General features: G+C 73.3%; 18 protein-coding genes. 8 read left to right on the forward strand and 10 right to left on the reverse strand.

Annotated features, from left to right (window positions below; genetic code table 11):
* The first annotated feature begins 487 nt into the window (after window positions 1-487).
* Window positions 488-1,021 carry a ricin-type beta-trefoil lectin domain protein gene (locus tag ABD332_RS08500; protein WP_344501233.1) on the forward strand — a complete coding sequence of 178 codons (534 nt, stop codon included), beginning with the start codon at window positions 488-490 and terminating at the stop codon, window positions 1,019-1,021.
* Between the two features lie 127 nt (window positions 1,022-1,148).
* Here the strand turns inward: ABD332_RS08500 and lysS are convergent, their stop codons facing one another.
* The 4 genes from lysS to ABD332_RS08520 all read right to left on the reverse strand — a co-directional run bounded on the left by lysS (window position 1,149) and on the right by ABD332_RS08520 (window position 5,166).
* The gene (lysS, locus tag ABD332_RS08505; RefSeq protein ID WP_344501234.1) at window positions 1,149-2,849 is read right to left on the reverse strand and encodes a lysine--tRNA ligase; all 1,701 of its coding nucleotides are present in this window, start codon (window positions 2,847-2,849) and stop codon (window positions 1,149-1,151) included.
* A 136-nt stretch (window positions 2,850-2,985) separates the two neighbouring features.
* On the reverse strand, window positions 2,986-3,444 hold the full coding sequence (locus tag ABD332_RS08510) for an STAS domain-containing protein (RefSeq protein ID WP_344501235.1): 459 nt from the start codon (window positions 3,442-3,444) through the stop codon (window positions 2,986-2,988).
* A gap of 118 nt (window positions 3,445-3,562) precedes the next feature.
* On the reverse strand, window positions 3,563-4,777 hold the full coding sequence (locus ABD332_RS08515; RefSeq protein ID WP_344501236.1) for an RNA polymerase sigma factor: 1,215 nt from the start codon (window positions 4,775-4,777) through the stop codon (window positions 3,563-3,565).
* Window positions 4,774-5,166 carry a YciI family protein gene (locus ABD332_RS08520; protein WP_344501237.1) on the reverse strand — a complete coding sequence of 131 codons (393 nt, stop codon included), beginning with the start codon at window positions 5,164-5,166 and terminating at the stop codon, window positions 4,774-4,776. Before ABD332_RS08520 ends, ABD332_RS08515 begins: the two co-directional genes overlap by 4 nt.
* 286 nt (window positions 5,167-5,452) lie before the next feature.
* Here ABD332_RS08520 and ABD332_RS08525 point away from each other — a divergent pair, with 286 nt between their 5' ends.
* Window positions 5,453-7,621: a DUF8189 domain-containing protein gene (locus ABD332_RS08525; protein WP_344501238.1), complete on the forward strand. Its 2,169-nt coding sequence runs from the start codon at window positions 5,453-5,455 to the stop codon at window positions 7,619-7,621.
* A gap of 87 nt (window positions 7,622-7,708) precedes the next feature.
* Window positions 7,709-10,882 (forward strand): ATP-binding protein, encoded by a 3,174-nt coding sequence (locus ABD332_RS08530; protein ID WP_344501239.1) that lies wholly within the window; start codon window positions 7,709-7,711, stop codon window positions 10,880-10,882.
* Here the strand turns inward: ABD332_RS08530 and ABD332_RS08535 are convergent.
* Both ABD332_RS08535 and ABD332_RS08540 read right to left on the reverse strand, forming a co-directional pair.
* Window positions 10,856-11,659, reverse strand: a complete 804-nt coding sequence (locus ABD332_RS08535) for an ABC transporter permease (protein WP_344501240.1) — start codon at window positions 11,657-11,659, stop codon at window positions 10,856-10,858. The two genes, ABD332_RS08530 and ABD332_RS08535, sit on opposite strands and share 27 nt — an antisense overlap.
* Entirely contained in the window at window positions 11,656-12,612 is a 957-nt protein-coding gene (locus ABD332_RS08540) for an ATP-binding cassette domain-containing protein (protein ID WP_344501241.1), read from the reverse strand. The genes ABD332_RS08535 and ABD332_RS08540 overlap by 4 nt, the downstream gene beginning before the upstream one ends.
* Window positions 12,613-12,735: 123 nt before the next feature.
* Here ABD332_RS08540 and ABD332_RS08545 point away from each other — a divergent pair, with 123 nt between their 5' ends.
* Genes ABD332_RS08545 through ABD332_RS08555 form a run of 3 tightly spaced genes read left to right on the forward strand, consistent with a single transcriptional unit; the run spans window position 12,736 to window position 15,034 of the window.
* A complete protein-coding gene (locus tag ABD332_RS08545; RefSeq protein ID WP_344501242.1) occupies window positions 12,736-13,239 on the forward strand; it encodes a SigE family RNA polymerase sigma factor in 504 nt (167 codons plus the stop codon).
* Window positions 13,236-14,387: a hypothetical protein gene (locus tag ABD332_RS08550; RefSeq protein WP_344501243.1), complete on the forward strand. Its 1,152-nt coding sequence runs from the start codon at window positions 13,236-13,238 to the stop codon at window positions 14,385-14,387. Before ABD332_RS08545 ends, ABD332_RS08550 begins: the two co-directional genes overlap by 4 nt.
* 20 nt (window positions 14,388-14,407) lie before the next feature.
* Entirely contained in the window at window positions 14,408-15,034 is a 627-nt protein-coding gene (locus ABD332_RS08555; RefSeq protein ID WP_344501244.1) for an FMN-binding negative transcriptional regulator, read from the forward strand.
* 689 nt (window positions 15,035-15,723) lie between these two features.
* On the opposite strand, the gene ABD332_RS08560 is transcribed toward ABD332_RS08555, so the two are convergent.
* Window positions 15,724-16,095 (reverse strand): VOC family protein, encoded by a 372-nt coding sequence (locus ABD332_RS08560; RefSeq protein ID WP_344501245.1) that lies wholly within the window; start codon window positions 16,093-16,095, stop codon window positions 15,724-15,726.
* 50 nt (window positions 16,096-16,145) lie between these two features.
* Window positions 16,146-17,186 (reverse strand): suppressor of fused domain protein, encoded by a 1,041-nt coding sequence (locus ABD332_RS08565; protein ID WP_344501246.1) that lies wholly within the window; start codon window positions 17,184-17,186, stop codon window positions 16,146-16,148.
* Window positions 17,187-17,245: 59 nt separating this feature from the next.
* On the opposite strand from ABD332_RS08565, the gene ABD332_RS08570 reads away from it, so the two are divergent.
* The gene (locus ABD332_RS08570) at window positions 17,246-17,707 is read left to right on the forward strand and encodes a PPOX class F420-dependent oxidoreductase (protein ID WP_344501247.1); all 462 of its coding nucleotides are present in this window, start codon (window positions 17,246-17,248) and stop codon (window positions 17,705-17,707) included.
* Window positions 17,708-17,779: 72 nt separating this feature from the next.
* Here ABD332_RS08570 and ABD332_RS08575 read toward each other — a convergent pair whose 3' ends face one another.
* Together ABD332_RS08575 and ABD332_RS08580 are read right to left on the reverse strand one after the other, a co-directional pair.
* Window positions 17,780-19,141: a hypothetical protein gene (locus ABD332_RS08575; protein WP_344501248.1), complete on the reverse strand. Its 1,362-nt coding sequence runs from the start codon at window positions 19,139-19,141 to the stop codon at window positions 17,780-17,782.
* Window positions 19,138-20,448: a helix-turn-helix domain-containing protein gene (locus tag ABD332_RS08580; RefSeq protein WP_344501249.1), complete on the reverse strand. Its 1,311-nt coding sequence runs from the start codon at window positions 20,446-20,448 to the stop codon at window positions 19,138-19,140. Before ABD332_RS08580 ends, ABD332_RS08575 begins: the two co-directional genes overlap by 4 nt.
* A gap of 205 nt (window positions 20,449-20,653) precedes the next feature.
* Between ABD332_RS08580 and ABD332_RS08585 the strand changes: the two genes are divergently transcribed.
* Window positions 20,654-21,967, forward strand: coding sequence for a carbohydrate-binding protein (locus ABD332_RS08585; protein WP_344501250.1), 1,314 nt, complete (start codon window positions 20,654-20,656; stop codon window positions 21,965-21,967).
* The last annotated feature ends 4 nt before the right edge of the window (window positions 21,968-21,971 follow it).

Below are 21,971 nucleotides of genomic sequence, written 5' to 3' on the forward strand. Positions count from 1 at the left end.
CGTCCGCGTGTGAGAGCGCTCTCTCCAGCGTGTTGTTTCTACCGTGTAAATCCGCCGTGCGCTACGTCCGCGCGCCCTCGATTTCCACGAAACCGCTCGGCGGTCACGGGAAATGCGGACGTTCCGTGCGATCCATCCGGGCTGCGGCGATTTGTGAAAGCGCTCCAACGACCGGGTGAGACGGAGGGTGATTCTGCTGTTTCACCCGGTCCGGCCGGGATCGGTCATCGCTGATGGCCGCTACGGTCGTGCTATGTCTCCGGTGCTGGTCCGCCCATACGTGAGAGTCATCGCGCACCATCAGATTCCACCCGCGGCACACCCCAACAACGCACCGGCGGTGGCGCGCCCCGAACCGCCGGAATACCACCCACGGCATTCCTGGATGACCCTCGTGAATCCGGCACCGTCGGCATCGCCGGGCTCTCGGCCGGCGCACCGCCGGGCGGGGCGGCACCACCCCGCGTTCGCGTGGACGGTGCTGGTCGTGACGACCGCGACGACCGCCCTGGCGCTGTCGGCCGGCGACCGGCCCGCGACGTCCGCGCCCTCCGCGGACTCCGCGCCGTCGTCCGGCCGGCTGCAGATGGCCGTCCTCCCGCCGCCGGTCGAGGCGGGCCTCGGGTCCGCGCCGGCCCTTGAGCCCGGCGCTGAGTCCGGTACTGGGTCCGGTGTCGCGCCCGCGGCCGTCTCCGGCGCCGCGTCGGGGCCGCTGGTCGGGTCCGCCGGGCTCTGCCTGGACGCGTCCGTGCGGCTGCGCCGCTGCTCCGGCGCCGCGGCGCAGACCTGGACGCTCGTCGCCGACGGCACGCTGCGCACGGCGGGCCGCTGCCTGGACGCCTCGCTGCGGCTGGGCGCCTGCTCCGGTGCCGTCGCGCAGCAGTGGGACGCCGTCCGGGGCGCGCTGGTCACCCGCTCCTCGAAGCAGTGCCTGACGGAGTGGGGCGGCAGGCCGTACATCACCCGCTGCGCCGGCACGAGGCAGCAGCGCTGGCAGGTGCCGCCGGCACCGGCACGGTGAACCCGTCCACCGGCGCGACCGCCTCCAGCCGCGGCAGGGAGCGCCCGGTGCGCGGGTCGGCCGGCTCAGGATCCGGCCACGCCGGTGTCATGGTGGCCCGCCGGGGGTCCGGCGGGCCACCGCCGTCTCAGGACAGCAGCGCCCGGACGCGGTCGGCGCCGACGGCGAGCAGCAGGGTGGGCAGGCGCGGCCCGGTGTCGCGGCCGACCAGCAGGTGGTACAGGAGCGCGAAGAAGCTGCGCTGCGCCACCTTCAGCTCAGCGGTCGGCTTGGTGTCCAGCGGGAGGCCGGCCATCACCTTCGGCACGCCGTAGAGCAGGGTGGTCAGGCCGTCGAGCGACCAGTGGTCGTCGAGCCCGGCCAGCAGCAGGCGCAGCGACTCGCGCTGCTCGGCGGTCAGCGAGTCGAGCAGCGCCTTGTCGGGCTCGTCGAGCACCTTGGTCCGCGACTCGGCCGGCACCTGCGTGTTCACCCAGTGCTGCGCCCGGTCGAGCCTCGGCCGGACCTCGTCCAGCGACGTGATCGGCTGCTCCGCGTCGAGGTCGCGCAGGATCCGCAGGGTCTGCTCGGCCTGCCCGGTGGTGATGTCGACGATGGAGGCGAGCGTCCGGTACGGCACCGTGCGCGGCGTCCGGGGCAGCTCCAGCGCCGCCGTCCGGGAGGCCCGCAGGTAGGCGGAGCGGTCGGCGGGGACCGCGGTGCCGGCCGTGTAGCGCTTCTCCAGCGCGTCCCACTCGTCGTAGATGCGCTGGATCTCCTGGTCGAACGCGACCTGGAACGACTGGTTGGGGCGGCGCCGCGCGTACAGCCACCGCAGCAGCGGCGCCTCCATGATCTCCAGCGCGTCGGCGGGCGTCGGCACTGCGCCGCGGGAGCTGCTCATCTTCGCCATGCCGCTGATGCCGACGAACGCGTACATCGGCCCGATCGGCTGCTCGCCGCCGAACACCTCGGTGACGATCTGCCCGCCGACCTGGAACGACGAGCCCGGCGACGAGTGGTCGACCCCCGACGGCTCGAAGATCACTCCCTCGTAGGCCCAGCGCATCGGCCAGTCGACCTTCCACACCAGCTTGCCGCGGTTGAACTCCGACAGCAGCACGGTCTCGGTGAACCCGCAGACGCACGTGTAGGTCAGCTCGGTGGTGTCGTCGTCATAGGACACGACGGTGGTGAGGTCGGTGCCGCAGTTGCCGCAGAACGGCTTGTACGGGTAGTAGCCGGTCGCGGCGGTCCCGTCGTCCTCGCTCGCGGCGCCGGAGCCCTCCGCCGCCTCGGCCTCGGCCTCGCTCGTGCCGGCCGCGGCCGCCGCGGCGGGCTTCTTCGTCCGGTACCGCGCCAGGACCGCGTCGATCCGGGCGCGCTCGCGCATGGCGAGCAGGATCTGCTCGCGGTAGGCGCCGGACGTGTACATCTCCGTCTGGCTGATCCCCCGGTACTCCACCCCGAGCTCGGCCAGCGACGCGATCATGGCGGCCTTGAAGTGCTCCGCCCAGTTCGGGTGCTCGCTGCCCGGCGGCGCCGGCACGGCACTCAGCGGCTTGCCGATGTGCTGCGCCCACGAGGGGTCGATCCCCGCGGGCACCTTCCGGAAGCGGTCGTAGTCGTCCCACGAGATGATGTGGACCACGTCGTGCCCGCGCCGGCGGATCTCGTCCGCGACCAGGTGCGGGGTCATCACCTCGCGGAGGTTGCCGAGGTGGACGGGGCCGGACGGGCTGAGCCCGGACGCGCAGACCACCGGCTTGCCCGGGGCGCGTCGCTGCGACGCCGCGATCACCTCGTCCGCGAACCGGTCGACCCAGTCGTTGTCTGTCTCACTCGCCACGATCGTCACTCTTCCGTCGGCAGCTGCATGGAAGAGGCCCCCCACCAGCGGCGGGGGGCCTCTTCATCGACCCTGCGCAAGCCTACTGTCCGGTGGTGCGACCGCGCACATCCGTTACCCCGGCCACGGGCGGCGCTCAGGTCACCTCCGCCGTATCCGCGGCCCCGACCATCTCCGCTGTTGCGGCCGTCTCGATCCGGTACGCCGCCGGCACCGAGGTGCCCTGCGCGGTCATCGAGAGCCCGAACGAGTCGAGCATGCCCGCGATGTACAGGATGCGCTCGGCCATCGGCGCCGGGTTGCGCAGCACCATCCGCCCGCCCCGGCTCTCCACGTGGCGGCGGCAGGCCATGAGGCAGCGCAGCCCCTGGGAGCCGAGGAACCGCACGCCGGCGATGTCGACGACGACGAGCTCCGGGACCGGGTCCGGCAGCGTGTCCGCCATGACGGTGAGCAGCTCCCGCGCCGTCGGGCCTTCCAGGACGCCGGTGAGGATCAGTGCGTGCTGCGCGTGGTCGCCGGCCGCCGCGTCGACCTGCACCCGTAGGAACTCCCGCCCTGCACCAGCCTGCGGACCGGAATGCCTCGAATCCACAGGAATGCCCTCCATGCAGTGGCGATCGTTCCGACACTACCGGCAAATCGGGCCGACGGCCGGATGTGTCACCCGATGGCCTGTCCGCCGGCCGTCCCCCCGGCCGTCACCGTGACGCTCAACGGGCCAGCTTGCGGTTGAGGTAGCGCTGCTCCGGCAGGCTCGCCGTGAGGCGGGCGGCGATCCGGTACTGCTCGACCGCGCCGTCCGGGTCGCCGCTGAGGTCGAGGAGGTGGCCGCGGACCGCGTACAGCCGGTGATGACGCTGCATGGCGGGGTCGTCCAGCAGCGGTTCGAGCATGGCCAGGCCGGCCGCGGGTCCGTGCGCCATGGCGACGGCGACGGCGTGGTTCAGGGTGACGGCCGGGCCGGGCGCGACCTTGCTCAGCATGTCGTAGAGCACGCTGATCTGCAGCCAGTCGGTCTCCTCGTAGGTCGCGGCCTCGGCGTGGACGGCGGCGATCGCGGCCTGCAGCTGGAACCGGCCCACGTGCCCGCGGGGCAGGGTGCGCTCCAGCAGCTCGACGCCCTCGGTGATCAGGTCGTGCCGCCAGCGGAGCCGGTCCTGCTCGGCGAGCGGCACGAGGTCGCCGGCGGCGTCGACGCGGGCGGCGGATCTGGCGTGCGTGAGCAGCATGAGGGCCAGCGCGCCGGCGACCTCGGCGTGGTCGGGCAGCGCGGCGTGCAGCTGCCGGACGAGCCGGATCGCTTCCTCGGCGAGCTGCACGTCGAGCAGCGCCTCGCCCGACGTCCGCGCATACCCCTCGGTGAAGACCAGGTGGCACACGTCGATGACCGCGGCGACCCGGTCGGGCAGCTCCTCCGGCGACGGCATGACGAACCGCGCACCGGCCTGGCGCAGCGCGATCCGCGCACGGCTGAGGCGCTGCGTCATCGTGCGGGCCGGCACGAGGTACGCGGCCGCGATCTGCTCCACGCCCAGGCCGGCCACCGAGCGCAGGCAGAGCGCGACCTGCGACGGCCGGGTCAGCGCCGGATGGCAGCAGAGGAAGAACAGCCGCAGCGTGTCGTCGCTGTCCTCGGTCGTCGCCTCCTCCGTCGTGGCCGGGCGCTGGGCCGCGTCCAGCGTCTCGCGCCGGGTCCGGGCCGAGTCCGCCCGGGCCCGGTCGATCAGCCGCCGGGAGGCCACGGTGATCAGCCAGGCCCGCGGCGAGTCGGGCACCCCGTCGACGGGCCACCGGGCGGCGGCCACCTCGGCGGCGTCCTGCAACGCCTCCTCACAGTCGCCGAGGTCGCCGTACTTGCGCAGCAACGCCCCGAGGACGTGCGGCGCCTCCCGGCGCCACACGTCACCGAGCACCGAACCGGTCATTGGTCGTCGCCGCCGGGCCACATCATCGGGCGCAGCTCCACCGTCTCGTCCGGGCCGGAGAACCGGGCGGCGACCGCCTCGGCCCGCGCCTGGCTGTCGACGTCGATCAGGAAGAAGCCGGCGAGGTGCTCCTTCGCCTCCGAGTACGGCCCGTCGCTGGCCAGGGGCTCGCCGTCGCGCCACCGGTAGAGCCGGGCGTTCGCCGGGTCGCCGAGCGCCTCGCCGCCGAGCAGCTCGCCGTTGGCCTGCAGCTCGGTCATCACCTGCTCGAACTCGGCGTTCAGCCGCTTGCGGACCTCGCCGGGCAGCGCCTGGTGGGCCGCGAGGTAGTCGCTCGTCGGGTGGCCCCAGGGCTGCGGGTTCGAGTGGATCAGGATGACGTACTTCATCGGGCTCTCCTCGCGTGTACGACGGCCGTTCCGTCGCTCGCCTGGTACGTCGGAGCGCCGCCTTCGATGTCTACATCCTCCACGGAAGTTTTTTCGGAGCTTCGCGCCGATCGCGGCCGGTGAGCTGAACGTGTTCACTAGCACACGAAGAGTGCTGGCCACCTGTCAAAGAGCCTTATTACCTAATTTGCTCCGAAAAGTACAACACCGCCCTACATTGCTAGGAGATGGCGCGTCGGCACCGTAGCTGGCGCCTCGCAACGGGGGGTTGGACGCAATGATTCAAGTGAGCAAACCGCGCGACCGCCGGGCAGGGCCCAGACGCGGCCTGCTCGGCTCGGCGGCTGTTCTGACACTGACGGCGGGCTCCCTGTTGGTGGCCCAGCAGCCCGCCTCGGCGGCGGTCCTGGCCAGCGTCACCGCTGTGTCGGCGCTGGGTCCCAACGAGACGCTGATCGTCACGGTGACCCCGGACGAGACGAACGCCACGGACGTCAACACGAGCCCTGCCTACATCGTCAACGCGGACGGCCCGGACGCCGGCTCGTCGCCCGACCAGTCCTGCCAGGTCAACGCGAAGGCCGGCGGGCCCTGCACGCTGACGGGTCTGATCGCCGGCACGACGTACACGATCACCGTCGACCCGCAGGGTGCCACGCTCGTCGCCGACGCCACCGCGACCGGTGTGATGACGCCCGTGCTGGCCCCGCCCACCATCGGCACCCCGGTCGCCACGGGCAAGACCGGCGAGGTCAACGTGGTGTGGACCGGCGCGGCGAACGCCCTGTCCACCGTCGCCAACTACACCGCGACGGCCTACCTCGGCGGGGTCTCGACGGGCAAGACGTGCACGAGCGCGACCAACGCGCTGAGCAACAGCTGCAAGATCAGCGGCCTGACCGACGGTACTGAGTACACGTTCAAGGTCGTGACGAACGGCGCCAACTCGGTCCCGAACTCCGCGGCCAGCAGCGCCAGCGTCGGCGCCACGCCGGGTGTCGGCCCCGAGGCGCCGGTCGACGTGGTCGCCGCCACCACCTCCGCCGGTGTGCCCACCGTGTCGTGGGGTGCCTCGCCGACCGAGGGCGTCACCTACGCGGTCGCCGCGTTCAAAGAGGGCGTCGCCATTCCCGGCATCACGTGCCCGGTCGTCGCCGGATCGATGGCGGTGACCTGTGGTGGCACCCCGGTCGCGCCGGGCTTCTCGTACGAGTTCGAGGTGACCGCCACCAAGGACGGGCTCAGCTCGGACCCCGCGAAATCCGGTGCCATCTACATCCTGGGCACGGTGAACGACCCCACTGACGTCACCGTGACCGGTGGCGACGGCGAGGCGACGCTGACCTGGGTCGCGCCCACGTCCGGCACCGTCGCCAAGTACCGGGCCGCCGCGATCAGCAGTGGCGGCGTCGTCAAGTTCTGCATCACCGATCAGCTGACCTGCAAGGTCACCGGTCTGACGAACGCGACCGTGTACACCACGGGCGTCATGTCCATGAACGCCAACGGCACGGCATCGGCCGGCGCCGCCTCCACGCCCACGACGGTCACCCCCGCCGTGGTGCCGAAGCCGGCCCCGCCGGTCGTCACCCCGCCGGCCGACGACGACGTCTCCGCCACCTCGGCGACGCTCGCCTGGACCGCGGCCGCTCCCGTCGGTGGTGCCGCCGTCGTGTACTACGTCGCGACCGCCACCCCGTCCGAGCCCGCCCAGGCCAGCTCCGGCGCCCTGAGCTGCACCGCGGTCGCCCCGGCCGTCACCTGCACGATCAACGGCCTGGCGGCCGGCACCGCGTACGACGTCACCGTCGTCGCCTACGCCAGCCCGACGGCGTACAGCACCGCGGCCACCACCACGATCACCACCAAGGCCGCCGCGCCCGGCACCACCGGTGCCATGAGCGGCCCGATCATCGCCAACAGCGACGGTCTGCAGCAGATTTTCGCCCGTGGCGGCGACAACAACCTCTACACCAGCGTCCAGGCCGCCGACGGCACCTGGGGCGCGTGGACCAACCTCAGCGGCCTGATCTTCAGCGACCCGGTCGCGATCAAGAACGCCAACGGCCGGATCACGGTCTTCGCCATCGGCGGCGACCACGCGATCTGGTCCCGGCTGCAGAACGCGGACGGCTCGTTCGCCTGGTGGACCCGCCTCGGCAACTGGATGTACGCGAACGACATCGAGACCGCGCAGAACGCCGACGGCACCGTCGCGGTGTTCATCCGGGGCACGGACGGCAACCTGTACTCGAACACGCAGATCGACGCCGCCGACCCGAGCCAGTGGAGTGGCTGGACCAACCTCAGCGGCCTGATCTTCAGCAACCCGACCGCCTTCACGCGGGCCGACGGGATCATGGAGGTCTTCGTCGTCGGTGGTGACGGCAAGGTCTGGCACCGCGTCCAGTCCGCGCCGAACTCCGGCACCTGGAACTGGTGGACCCACGTCTAGGACGCGGCCTGGCAACACGTAGCGGCGGACGCCCCGGGGCCCTCCCCCGGGGCGTCCGTCTGCCCGGACCCCCGGCATGATCGAGCCATGCGCGTCACGACACTGGGGGAGCTGGCCGTCGACGGTCGGCCGGTGAAGGGCGCACGGCTGGCGGCCGTGGTGCGGGCGCTGGTCGAGGCGCGCGGCCGGGCGGTGTCCGTCGGCGCGCTCGTCGACGCCGTCTGGGACGACGGCCCGCCCGACGACGCGCCCGGCGCGGTGCAGGCGCTGATCTCCCGGGCCCGGCGGCTGGGGCTGCCGATCGCCGCGGCCCCCGGCGGCTACCTGCTGCCCGCGAGCGCCGTGGAGGTCGACGCCGTCGTCGCGAGGTCGCTGCTCGACGGCGGCCGGAAGGCGCTCGACGCCGGCGACCACGAGCGGGCACGGGAGGCGGCCCGCGCGGCGCGGGCGCTGTTCCCCGAGGTGCCGGACCGCCCGACCCCGCTCCTCGCCGACGTCGCCGGGCTCGCCGCGGAGGCCGCCCTCGCCGCCGGCGCGCCCGCGGACGAGACCGATCTGCGCCGCCTCGTCGCGGACCAGCCGCCGCACGAGCCGTCGGCGGTGCTGCTGGTGCGGGTGCTCGCCGCGCAGGGCCGGGACGCCGAGGCCCTCGACGTCGTGGAGCGCCTGCGCGTCGCCCTCGCCGACGGCTACGGCGCCGACCCGTCCGCGGCGGTCGCGGCGGTGCACGTGGCGCTGCTCCGGGGGGAGCTCGCCCCGCGGGCGGAGCCCCGAACGGCGCTGCCGGCGGGCTGGCGGCGGGCGGTGACGACCCTGGTCGGGCGCGACGGCGACGTGACCGCGGTGCGCGCGGCCCTGGCGTCCGCGCCGCTGGTGACCGTGGTCGCCGCCGGCGGGGCCGGCAAGACCCGGCTCGCCGCCGAGGTCGCCCGGCTGGCCGTGACCGAGGGGCGGCCCGTCCACGTGGTGGAGCTGGCCGCCCTGCGCACCGACGCGGACGTCCTGCCCGCAGTCCTCGCCGCGGTCGGTGCGGCGGACCTCGCGGCCGGCACGGCGGAGTGGCGGGCGCTGGGTTCGCGGGAGCGGCTCCGGCTGGCCGTACAGGAGCTGCGCGGTCTTGTGGTGCTCGACAACTGCGAACACGTCCTGGACGGCGCCGCCGGGGCCGCCGCGGAGCTGACGGCGCTGGCCGAGGCGCCGGAGCTCGCCGTGCTCGCGACCAGCCGGGCGCCGCTGAGCCTGCCCGGCGAGGTCGTGCACCGTCTCGGGACCCTGGCGGACGACGCCGCGCTCGACCTCCTCGACGCGCGGGTCCGGGCCGGCGGCGGCGTGCCGGCCGACCCGGACCGGGCCCTGGAGCTGTGCCACCGGCTCGACAACCTGCCGCTCGCGCTGGAGCTCGCCGCGGCCCGGCTGCGGCACATGCCGATCGACGACGTCCTGGCCGGGCTCGCCGACCGGTTCGGGCTGCTCGACGCCGCGCTGCGCGGCCTGCCCGACCGGCACGCAAGCCTGTGGGCGCTGGTCGACTGGAGCCGCGAGCTGCTCGGCGCCGCCGACCGGGAGCTGCTGGAGCGGCTGGCGGTGATCCCGGCGCCGTTCACCGCCGCCCTGGCGGGCGCCGTGGTCGGCGGCCGGGACGTCCGCCGGGGGCTGGCGACGCTGGTCGAGCAGTCGCTGCTGGTCCTGGACGCGGGCGAGGACGGCGCGCTGCGGTACCGCATGCTGGAGACGGTCCGCGAATACGGCGAGGTGCGCCTCGACGGCGCCGGCACCCGCGACGCGGCGATGGTGGGCCTGGTCCGGTGGGCGGCGGCCGAGTCCGCCGACCTCGCCGCGCGGTTCCGGTCCCCGGCGCAGCTGCCGGCGTTCCGGCGCTGCTCGGCCGAGCAGGACAACCTCGTCACGGCGCTGCGCTGGGCGCTGGAGCACGAGGACGACGCCGCGACCGTCGACGTGATGCTGCCCCTGGCCCACCTGTGGACGGTCCGCGGCCTGCACGCCGAGGTCGTCGCCTGGACGCTGCGGGTGTTCCGGGTCGGCGACCCGCTGGCGCGGCGCCGCTTCGCGCTCGCCTCGGTCGACGCCGATCGGGCCACCTGGCTGTGCCTGTTCACCGGGCTCAACGCGTTCGTCCGGGACACGACCCGCCTCTTCGCGCTGGTCCTGCGGATGCTGCGGGCCCTCGGCACGCGGCGCGCGGAGATCTCGGACCGGGCGTGGACGCTCGCCTCGATGGTCCGGCGGCTCGCCACGCCCTACCTCGACCACGCGGCCGGCGCGACCGCGCTCATCGCGGACCCCGACCCCTACGTGCGCGGCTTCGGCTACTACTTCCGGGCCACCGTCAACGAGAACCTGGGCGCGCTCGCCGAGTCCGTCGCCGACGCGACCGACGCGTACCGGTGCTTCGAGGAGGTCGGCGACCACTGGGGGATGGGCACCGCCGCGCAGAGCATCGGCGCCCGCGGCGGCCCGGGCGCGCACGAGTGGCTGCGGCGCAGCGAACGGCACATGGACCTGCTCGGCGCCACCGAGGACGTCGGCTCGATCCGGGTGATGCTCGACGCGCGGGCGGCGTTCGGCGGCGACGCGGCCGCGGCGGAGCGGCTCAGGGCGGTGGCGGGCTCGCCCGACAGCCAGGAGCACGACGCCGGGCTGGCGTCGCTGGTGCTCGCCCAGCTGGCGATGGCGCACGACGACCACCCCGCGGCGCTGGCACACATGACGCGGGTCGTGGCCCTCGTCGACACGATGGAGCCGGTCGTCCCGCAGCTGCGGGTGCTGTACCGAAGCGCCGTGGCCGTGCTGTGCCTGGGGCTGGACGACGCCGACCGGGCCGCCGCGTTGCTGCTGCTGGCGTGGGACGAGGCGCTGTCCACGCAGGACGTGCCGATCCTGGGGGCGTGGGCCCTCGCGGGGGCGGCGCTGGCGGCTCATGGCGGGCTTGGTGCCGCCGACGAGCTGTGGACGCTCGGGCTGCGGGTCGGCGGCAACCCCGAGCACCTCTTCCCCGGCGGCGACTTCCCCGTCGGCTCTGGCGGCTCCGTCGGCTCCGGTGGCTCCGGTGGCTCCGGTGGCTCCGGTGGCTCCGGTGGCTCCGGTGGCTCTGGTGGCTCTGGTGGCTCTGGTGGCTCTGGTGGCTCTGGTGGCTCTGGTGGCTCTGGCGGGGACGGCTGGGGATGGCGCGAGCGGCCGGTGACCGAGGCCACCGACCGCATCCGCGCGCTGATGTCAGACCTTCTTGCGGTAGGCGGCTAGCGCGAGGGGCATGAACACCGCGACGAGGGCGGCGCACCAGCCGAGCGTCCACCACACGTGGTCGCCGACCGGGGTGCCGAGGAACAGCGCCCGCATCGACTCGACCAGGTGCGTCAGCGGGTTGACGTTCACGAACCCCTGCATCCAGCCCGGCAGCGTCGCCACGCCGACGAACACGTTCGACGCGAACGTCAGCGGCATGATCACCAGGAAACCGACGCCCTGCACCGCGCCGGACGTGCGCACCAGCATCCCCACGAACACCAGCGCCCAGCTCAGGCACAGGCCGAACAGCACCGCGAGCAGGCAGCCGGCGACCGCGTGCACCGGGCTGGCGTGCAGCCGGAACCCCATCAGGTAGGCGAACGCGAACGTCGAGATGCTCACGACGACGTACCGGACGACGTCGCCCAGCACGGCGCCGATGAGCGGCGCGGAACGGGCGATCGGCAGCGACCGGAACCGGTCGAAGATGCCCTTCTCCAGGTCGCTGTTGAGGTTGACGCCGATCGAGATGGCGCCCATCGCGACGGTCTGGGCCAGGATGCCCGGCATGAGGAACTGCAGGTACTGGTGCGTGCCGCCGGCGACCGCGCCACCGAAGATGTAGACGAAGATGACCATGAACAGGGCCGGCTGGACCGTGACGTCGATCAGCGCCTCCGGGGTCCGCCAGGTCTTGATCAGGCTGCGTTTCGTGAGCTCCAGCGAGTGGCGTACGCCTCGGAACGGGCCCTTGTGGGTCTTGTTCTCGGGCAGGACGGCTACGGCGGTCATGCGGCGACCTCTTCCTTGGGCTTGCCGGTCAGGGTGAAGAAGACCTCGTCGAGGCTGGGCAGGTGCATCGAGAGCTCGGTGACGGCGATCCCCGCCGTGGCGAGCCGGGCGACGGCCTCGGTGAGCGCCTCGTCGCCGGCGACCGGCACCGACAGGACGCCCTTGCGGGTCTGCTCGGCGGTCTGCCCGCCGGTGGCGACCGCGGCCAGGATCAGCCCGGTCTTCTCCAGGTCGGCCGGGTCCGTGGGGCGCACCTCGAGGGTCTGCCCGCCGACGATCCGCTTGAGCCGGTCCGGCGTGTCGTTGGCGATGACCCGCCCGTGGTCGATGACGGTGATCTCGTCCGCCAGAGCCTCAGCCTCCTCCAGGTACTGCGTGGTCAGCAGCACCGTCGAACCGTCGCGGACCAGGGTGCGCACGACGCCCCACATGTCCTCGCGCTTCGACGGGTCCAGGCCGGTCGTCGGCTCGTCCAGGAAGATCACGTCCGGCCGGCCGACGAGGCTCGCGGCCAGGTCGAGCCTTCTCCGCATGCCGCCCGAGTAGGTCTTCGCGGGCCGGTCCGCGGCCTCGGTCAGGTCGAACCACTCCAGCAGCTCCGCGGCCCGCGCCTTCGCCGCCGGCTTGCGCAGGTCGAGCAGCGTGCCGAACAGCACCAGGTTCTGCCGGCCGGTCAGGTCCTCGTCGACGCTCGCGTACTGGCCGGTCAGCCCGATCCTGGACCGCACCCGCTGGGCGTCGCGGACGACGTCGGCGCCGCCGATCCGGGCGCTGCCGGCGTCCGGGCGCAGCAGCGTCGACAGGATGCGCACGGCGGTGGTCTTGCCCGCGCCGTTGGGGCCGAGCACGCCGTGCACGGTGCCCCGGGGGACGGCGAGGTCGACGCCCTGCAGCGCCCTCGTCTCCCCGAACCGCTTGACGAGGCCCTCGGCCTCGACCATCAGATCCGTCATGCCACCACCGTGCGCGGCCCCGCTGACACGGGACCGACACGGCGCCGACACGACTTTTGAACCCCGTGCCGGGCGGCGAGCATCTTCATGTGTGACGCCGGTTGGTTTTCGTGGAGGTCACCCTTGCGCGCCGAACAGGAGCACGAGTACGTCGAGTACGTCCGGGCGCGGATCCCGCGGCTGCACCACGTCGCCTACCTGATCCTCGGTGACGGCGACCGGGCAGACGACGCCGTGCAGAACGCGCTCACCGTGCTGTACCGCCGCTGGCACCGCATCTCGGACGTGTCGAACCTCGACGCGTACGTGCACACCATGGTCGTCCGGGCGTGCCTCGCCGACCGGCGGCGGCCCTGGTCACGGGTCCTGCTGCGGGACGCCGCCCCGGACGGCCCGGTGGCCGGCGGCGAGGGGCGGGTCGACGAGCGGCTGCTGATCCGGCAGGCCCTCGACCGGCTCCCGGAGCGCCAGCGGGTCGTCGTCGTCCTGCGCTTCCTGTGCGACCTGCCGGTCGCCGAGGTCGCCCAGCTGATCGGCCGCTCCGAAGGCACGGTCAAGAGCCGCACCGCCTATGCGCTGGCCGCCCTGCGCCGCGCGATCCCCTCGACCACCTGGAGCGCGTCATGATCGACGACCAGCTTCGTGACTACGCCCGGCGTACCTCCAGCGCCTCGCGCCTGCGCGCCGAGGACGTCCTGGTCCGTGCCCGCCGCTCCCACCGGCGCCGGCAGGTCGCTCTGTCGGCGTTTTCCGCTTTTGTACTGGTCGCAGTCGTCGCCGTGGCCCTGCGGCCGTCCGGGGCCCGGCCACCCGTGCCGGCGATCACGGGTGCCGCGCCGGACGGCTGCTCGGTGCGGTCCCTGCCCCTGCCCGCCGGCATCACCGGCGGCTCCGTCATCGCCGCGGACCCGACCGGCCGGTACGTCCTCGGCGTCCCCTTCCCGAGCGACGACATGGCCCCCGCCGTGACGATCCTGTGGACCGACGGCACCCCCCGGCTGCTGCCGACCGGCTTCGCCGGGACCGCCGTGAACGCCTCCGGCCTCGTCGCCGGCATCCGCGGCCGGCTGGAGGACCGCCGGGCCGCCGTCTTCCGCGACGGCGCCGTGGTGGACCTGCCCGCCCCCACCGGCGCGACCATGTCCGAGGCCGTCGCCGTCAACGCCCGTGGCGAGATCGCCGGCACCGCGTACCTCCCGGGCACCCCGGACTTCTCCGCCCGCGCCGTCGTCTGGCCCCCCGGCCAGGGCGCCCCCAAGCTGCTGCAGTCGGGCGGCAAGGACACCTTCGCCGCCGGCGTCGCTGACGACGGCACGATCGTCGGCACCATCGGCACCCGCGAGCACCCGTACCGCTGGACCGCGGCCGGCACCGGCACCGCCCTCCCGCTACCGTCCGGCTACCGCGGCGGCGAGGGCCAGGCGGTCGCCGGCGACTGGGCGGTCGGCACCGCCTCCACCAGCCGCGGCGGCGAGGACGCCAAGGATGAGCTCACCGCCGAGTCCGTCGTCGTGCGCTGGAACCTGCGCACCGGCGCCCTCGACCACGGCATGCGCATCGTGCCCACCTCGGTGTCCGCCGCCGGCGCCCTGGCCGGCCGCGTCGGCAGGGACGAGCCCGGCATCTGGCGGGACGGCACCGTCGTCCCGCTGCCGATGCTCACCGGCGGCACCCGCGGCGCCGCCGCGACCATCGTCGGCGACGGCCACACGGTGGCCGGCTGGAGCGCCACCGCCTCGGGCCTCCCCGCGCCGGTGCTCTGGCAGGGCTGCTGAGGGTCTCTAGGCTTGAGCTCATGTACGTGCCTGCGCACTTCGCCGCCCCGTCCGAGGCCGCGGTCCACGAGCTGCTGTCCCGCCCGGCCGCGAGCGACCTGGTCACGTGGGACGGCCGGCAGATGGTGGCGACCACCCTGCCGCTGCTCTTCGACCCCGACGCCGGTGCCCTGCTCGGACACGTGGCCCGCAACAACACCCAGTGGCAGCACACGGCCACCGAGGCGCTGGTCATCGTCCGCGGCCCGGACGCGTACGTCACCCCCTCTGCCTACGCGACGAAGCACGAACACGGCCGCGTCGTGCCGACCTGGAACTACATCACCGCCCACGTCTACGGCACGCTCGTCGCCCACGACGACCCCGCCTGGACCGAGACCCTGGTACGCCGCCTCACCACCCTCCACGAGTCCGCCCGCCCGTCCCCCTGGTCGGTCGACGACGCCCCCCGCCCCTTCATCGAAGGCCAACTCCGCGCCATCGTCGGCGTCGAGATCGCCATCACCCGCATCGAAGCCAAGTGGAAGCTCAGCCAGAACCGCTCCCCCGCCGACATCGCAGGCGTCCGCGCCTCCCTCGCCACCGGCACGGCCCCCGAACGCCAGGTAGCCGCCGCGATGTCAGACACCCCCCACCCACCCGCCTAACTCGCTGGCTTGGTGTTGTGGGTCACCGGCTGACCGTCCCGCCACGCCGACGCGTGTCACGGTTGGACGCGGCAGCGCCTGTGCCGCGTCGCGGGTCAGGTTTGGCCGATCCCGCCGGTGTCGACATGCGTTGGGGCTGGGACGTGGATGCGCGTGGGCAGCGTGGTGGGGCGCGGCTTGGTGATACCGCCGTGATGATCCCGCGCGGGTCGCGGTTCGGGGGTGGCCGGGCGTGGTGCGGTGTTGTGGGTTGCAGAACGGCGTCGTGGGTTACGGTTTGCGCCGTTCCGCCGTGATGACCCGTGCCGAGGTTGGGGTGTGGTGGAGCGTGGGCGGCGTGGTGAGGGCGCGGCTGGGTGACACCGCCGTGATCGTCCCGCGCGCGTCGGTGGCCAGGCGTGGTGCGGCGTTGTGGGTTGCGGGCGGGCGAGGCTGCGGTGTGGGGTGGGCGTCCTGCTCACCGATTCCGCGGCTGGGTGGCACCGCCGTGATGGTCCCGCGCGTCGCGGTTCGGGGGTGGCCGGGCGTGGTGCGATGTTGTGGGTTGCAGGGCAGCGTCGTGGGTCAGGGGAGTTGAGACGCTCCGCCGTGATGACGGGCGTTGAGGCCGAGCGTGGTGCGGTGTTGTGGGCAGGCGAGGCTGCGGTGTGGGGTGGGCGCCCCGCTCACCGATTCCGCGGCGTTGCTGGTCAGGGGGCGGGGAGGTGGCAGACGGCCTCGATGTTGTTGCCGTCGGGGTCGCGGAGGAAGGCGCCGAAATAGTTGGGGTGGTATTCGGGGAACAGGCGTGGGGCGTGGAGGACCTCGGCGCCCAAGGCGACGCCCGCCTCGTGGAAGGCGATGACCGTGTCGCGGTCAGCGGCGGAGAACGCGACGTGGACCTCGCGCTGGACGACGTCGACGGTGACCGGGCCGAGCCAGAAGTCGGGCTTGGTGACTCCGTAGCCAGCGACGCCGGGGAACTCCATCATGCGTCTCGCGCCGAGCGGGGCCAGCACAGCGTCGTAGAACGCCTTGCTGGCATCGAAGTCGGCGACCTGGATCCCAAGATGGTCGAGCATGCCTCCATTCTAAGAAACCGACCGACATTTCCGTGGGACCGGCCAAGGGCTCAGCCGATGCGCTCCACGACGTTGCCGTCGCTGTCGCGGATGAGGGTGGGGCGGACGTCGACGATGAGGCCGGGGGCTTCGGGGACGGGGGACGCGCCGGCCAAGGGGACGAGGACGCCGGTCAGGTTGTCGAGGGCTTCTTCCGTCAGGACGATCCTCAAGAGGGTGCCGTCGCTGTTGGTGCCGAGGCCGAAACTGCCGGAAGAGAACTCGACGCTGCTGTCGGGGCCGTCGATGACCAGGGTCCGGCCGAATCGCAGCCGGCCGCGGAGGATGGCGGCGATGCGTTCGACCGCGTGGGCGCCGACGATGAGGCGGTACCCGTCGCCGTCGGGCAGCCAGGCGAACTCGGCGACGGCCAGACTGCTCGTGGAGGAGCCGTCGCGGCGTCGGCCGGCGGCGACCTTCTCGGCGAACGCGGGAATGTCGGTGAACGAGGTGCGGCCCAGATCGGTGATGAACAGCGGCGCGTATCCGGCGGCGAGCTTGAGCACTGCCTCGGTGCTCCAGGTCTGGGTCGCCGCGTATTCACCCAGGGTCAGCCCGAACACCTGCAGGAATCGCACTCTGCCGAACGGGGTGTCGATGACGCCGAGCTCCGGATCCTCGAGGAAGGAAATGGCGCGGATCCGGGTCTGGTACTCCAGCGCGATCGGACCGTTGAGGTCCATCTGATGATTGGGCGCGAAACCGTTGCCGCTGCTGAAGTTGTACCGGGCGAGGTTCTGCAGGAAGTTGGCGGCCCAGATGGGCGGCTCGGTCTCGCCCGGCGCGCGACGCACCCGGAATGTGAACTCGTAGCCCCAGCCGGACCATTCCGCGTCTGGATTCGGCGCCGAATACAGCTCGCTCATGCCGTAGCTGACGATGTGCCAGTGCGGGACCGGTGTGTCGCGGGCGTAGAAGCTGATTCCGTCCAGCGGATCCGGGCCGCCGAGCGACCATTTCAGCAGCGTGGCGTAGTGCTTGGGCTCGATGCCGGGGTAGAGGCGGTCGAGCGCGGCGTCGATGGCGTCCCAGCCAGGTGCGTCGGAGGTCACCAGCCGACCTAACCACAGTTCGGAAATCCTTCAACCCTTGGTGCGACTAGGGTTGAGGCATGGCTCGTACCATCGCGACGAACACCGACGTGGACCGCTCCGGACTGATCGAGTTCCTCCGCACCCGGCACCGGGCATTGATCATCACCACTCGCGCGGGCGGGCGGCCGCAGGCCTCGCCGGTCACCTGCGGCGTCGACGCGGAGGGCCGGATCGTCATCTCGACGTATCCGGAGCGCGCCAAGGTCCGCAACGCCCGCCGTGACGAGCGCGTCTCGGTCGTCGTGCTGTCCGACGAGTGGAACGGCCCCTGGGTCCAGGTCGACGGGGTCGCCGAGGTGCTGGACCTGCCGGAGGCGTTGGAGCCGCTGGTCGAGTACTTCCGGTGCATCTCCGGCGAGCATCCCGACTGGGACGAGTACCGGGAAGCGATGCGCCAGCAGGGCAAGTCGCTGCTGCGCATCACGATCGAGTCGTGGGGGCCGATCGCGACGGGTGGGTTCCCCGCGCGACTGGCCTGACCCGCCACGGCTGCCTGACCCGCCACGGCCTGCGGCTTGCCGCGGCCTGCCTGACCGTCGCGGCCTGCCCGGCTATCCGGCGTGGGTGTCGACGGCGGTGAGGCCGTCGGCGAGCACGGCCAGGGCGTCGTCGGGCCGGCGCATCGCGGTCAGCAGGTCGGCGAGATCGAGGGAGAGCTGGGCGAGCTCCCGCCGCGGCCCGGTCCCGCGATGGATGGCGATCGCGGCCCGGAGGTGCCGCTCGGCCGCCTCGAGATCGCCGGCGTCCTGGCTGAGCAAGGCATGGACCCGGTGCGCACGAGCCCGGCGCACCTCGCCCGCCGACCCGCCGCCACCGGTACGGTCGCGGCGATGGCCTTCGAGGTCGGCATCGCCGCCGCTGTGAGTGCCGCCGTGAGCGCCGGTGCCGGGGGCGATCAGAGCATCCGCGTCCGGCTCGGCCACAAGATCTGCTTCCGGCGCGATCGCAGGATCCGCTGCCGACAGCAGGGCACGCGCCGTCGCCGGATCGCCCAGCGCCCGGTGCACCTCCGCCAGATCCACCAGCGCGTCCAGCGCCTCAGGCCCCGTCGACCGCTGCCGCGCCGCCGTCAGATCGGCCAGCGCGCCCGCCAGGTCGCCCGCCGACAGCCGCGCCCGCGCGCGGATGCGGAACGCGCCCGCGATCTCGTCCGCCAGCCACGACTCCAGCACCGCCGCCCCGGCCGCGGTCAGCGCCGCCCGCGCCTCCGGCAGATGGCTCGACGCCGCCAGGGTCCGGGCCGTCGCCACGAACGCGGACACCGCCTCGGCGCCAGGCCCGGCCAGCGCGAGCGCGGTCGACGCCGCCGGTGCCGCGTCCTCGCCCAGGTCGTGCTGGCACAGCGCGAGCAGCGCGTGCACCGCCAGCACCGACGCCGGATCCGGCAGCCCGGCACGGTGCAGCTCGTCGCGGAAACCCGTCAGCAGATACGCGGCATAGCCCGGATCACCCTGCAGCCGTGCGCACAGCGCGAGCCCGGCCACCGCGGGAGTCCGCAGATGGGCCAGCGTCGGCGGGACCAGCCGCCGGGCCCGCTCGAAGTGCGCGACGGCGTCGTCGGCCGCGCCGGCCGTCAGGCGCCGCCGGCCGAGCACGACCTCCGCCGCCGCCCGGCGGGTGTCGAGCGCGGTCGGGTCGGTGGCGAGCTGCTCGTACCAGGGCTGGGGCTGCACCTCCTCAAGCAGATCGATCTCGATGGACAGCGCGTCGCCGGGGTGGCGGCCCGTGGTGAGCTGCGTGACGTCGACGCGGAGGCGGGCCGCGAAGTGTGCGAGCGCGTCGCTGGACGGAACGCGGTGACCGTTTTCGACGGACGAGACATAGGCGGCGGTGTAGTTGGGCTCGGCGAGGTCGCGCTGCGTCAACCCCTTGCCGGTGCGCAGTGCCTGGATCCGTTCACCGACCCCGCTCACAGCGATCCGCCCTCAGGCAGCCGGGCCGCGGCGAGCAGCCCCCGCCGGAAGCTTTCCGCCGCACCCTCGACGTTACCCCCGGCCCGCCGTTGCTCGCCCAACAACCTGCTCGTCGTCACGAGTTCGGCAACGAGACCTGACTCTTCGTAACGATCCGCGGCGGCACTGAGCAGCTGGTCCGCAACAGGAGACCCGGGGGAGCGGGCACCCGCGATCCGCCCGAGGATTCGGTCGGCCTCGGCCATGCACTCCTGGTGGGGGGTGCGGCGGCAGATGTCGACGGCCTCGCCCGCGAGCCGCTCGGCCTCGTCCAGGTCGCCGTCGAGCCGGCGCGCCTCCGCGAGCTCAAGGGTCGCGCCGGCCAGGTCCTGCACGGCGCCGACCTCGCGCAGGATCGCCCTGGCCTGCTCGAAGCGCTCCGCGGCCTCGCGGACCCGTCCGACGCGGCGCAGCACGTAACCGTGCGCCCATTGGCAGATGCCGATCTCGCGGGTGAGCCCGAGCGAGGTGTAGATGGCCAGGGCCTCGCCGAGCAGTCGCTCGGTGTCGGCGAGGTCGTGGTCGCGCCGCTGCTGGGCGACGGTGACGCTGAACTGCGCGAGCCACTCGCGGTTGCGCACCCGCGGCAGCAGCGGCAGCGCCTCCCGCTCCAGCCGGCGGGCCCGCTCGCGCCAGTCCAGCTCCAGGAACGTGTACACCAGCGCGCTCGTCAACCGGACCTGCGCGTCGGGATCGGGGTCGGCCGCGGCGCGGACGGCGCGCAGCTCGGCCTCGAGCAGCGTGATCGCCTCGCCCGTGGCGCCGGTGATCTGCAGGCAGTAGGCCTCCCGCGCGACCACCGCGGCGCGCAGCGTGACGTCCTGCTGCTCCAGCAGGGTTTTCGCGCCGGCGTACCGCTGGATCGCCGCACCCACGTCGCCGCGGTGCAGCGCGACGTCCCCGGCGAGGTGGACCGCGCGGCACTGGAGCTCCGGCAGCGCGTACCGGCGCGCCAGCTCGGCGATCTCGTCGGCCTTCGCCGCCGCCTCGGCCGTGCGGCCGCGGGACAGCTCCCGGCGGGCCTCGGCGAGCTCGCCGGAGAGGGTGTCGGCCAGGTCCGCCGGGCGGCCGTGGCGCAGGTCGTCGGCGTCGACCCCGAGCGCGCCCGCGATGTGGGCGAGCGTCTCGGCATTCGGCACGCGCACGCCGCCCTCGATCGCGGCCAGGAACGCGCGGGTGTACCGCGGCTCCGCCACCTCCCGCTGGGTGAGCCCGCGGTCGAGGCGCAACCGCCTGATCCGAGCGCCGAGCGACTCGTCCTCCGTCACCGCGTCACCTTCCCACATCACCTGTGTATTGACAGCCGACTGTGCGCGTCCTAGCGTTCACGCAACAACGACGGTAACTGGAGTTAACAAGCCAGTTGCGCACCTCCCACGATCTCCGGCGTCGGGATGCCGGGTGCCTCCCCCGTCCCGATGCCGGACACCACCGCCAGCACCCCCAACGCTGCACTTCCGGGAAGGAACTGCGATGCGCAGAACTGCCCTGGTGCTGTCCGTCACCGTGACCGCCGCCCTGGTCACGACCGGCGTACTCACCCACAACGCCCTGGCCGGCACCGGCGTCGCCGACACCGCGGCGGCGCCACCGGCCGGGGTCGCACCCGCTGTCTTCAGCGCGATGCAACGCGACCTGCACCTCACCCCGGCGCAGGCCCGCGACCGTCTCACCCTCGACGGCCGCGCCGCGACCACCCAGCAGGTCCTCCGCACGACCCTCGGCGCCCGCTACGGCGGCACCTGGGTCGCCGCCGACGGCAGGACCGTCACCGTCGGCATCACCGACGCCGGCCAGCAGCAGAGCGTCCGCAACCTCGGCGCGACCCCGACCCTGGTCAGCCGCAGCGAGGCGCAGCTCGACGCGATCGTCGCCAAGCTCGACCGGCAGTCGTCCGCCGCTCCGCGCACCGTCAAGGGTTGGTACGCGGACCTGCCCACCAACTCCGTCGTCGTCCTCGGATCCGGCGCGCAGGGCTTCCTGGCGGCGGCCGGCGTCGACCAGGCCGCGGTCCGCGTCGAGGCGACCAGCGAGGACCCGAAGCCGTACATCGACGTGGTGGGCGGCAACGCGTACTACATCGGCAGCGGCACCAGGTGCTCGATCGGCTTCTCCGTGAACGGCGGCTTCGTCTCCGCCGGCCACTGCGGCACCACCGGCGCCCGCACCACCCAGCCGAGCGGCACGTTCCGCGGGTCGAGCTTCCCCGGGAACGACTACTCGTGGGTCCAGGTCGACGCCGGCAACACCCCGCGTGGCCTGGTGAACAACTACAGCGGCGGCACCGTCGCCGTCGCCGGGTCGACCGAGGCGGCCGTCGGCGCCTCCGTCTGCCGCTCCGGCTCCACCACCGGCTGGCACTGCGGCACGATCCAGCAGAAGAACGCGTCCGTCACGTACTCACAAGGCACCGTGACCGGGCTCGTGCGCACGAACGCCTGCGCCGAGCCGGGCGACTCCGGCGGCTCGTGGCTGTCGGGCACCCAGGCGCAGGGCGTGACCTCCGGCGGCTCGGGCAACTGCACCTCCGGCGGCACCATGTACTACCAGCCCGTCAACGAGATCCTTCAGGCGTACGGGCTGACCCTTGTGACCTCGGGTGGCGGCCCGGGTCCGACCGCGACGGCCACGACGACGAGCCCGCCGCAGGGCGGGACGTGGGCGCCGAACACCGTGTACGCGACCGGCGCGACCGTCACCTACGGCGGCCGGTCCTACCGCTGCCTGCAGGGCCACACCTCGCAGGTCGGCTGGGAGCCACCGAACGTACCGGCGCTGTGGGCGTGACGGT

Origin of the sequence: Dactylosporangium maewongense (genome assembly GCF_039531485.1) — a bacterium.
Classification (GTDB): domain Bacteria; phylum Actinomycetota; class Actinomycetes; order Mycobacteriales; family Micromonosporaceae; genus Dactylosporangium; species Dactylosporangium maewongense.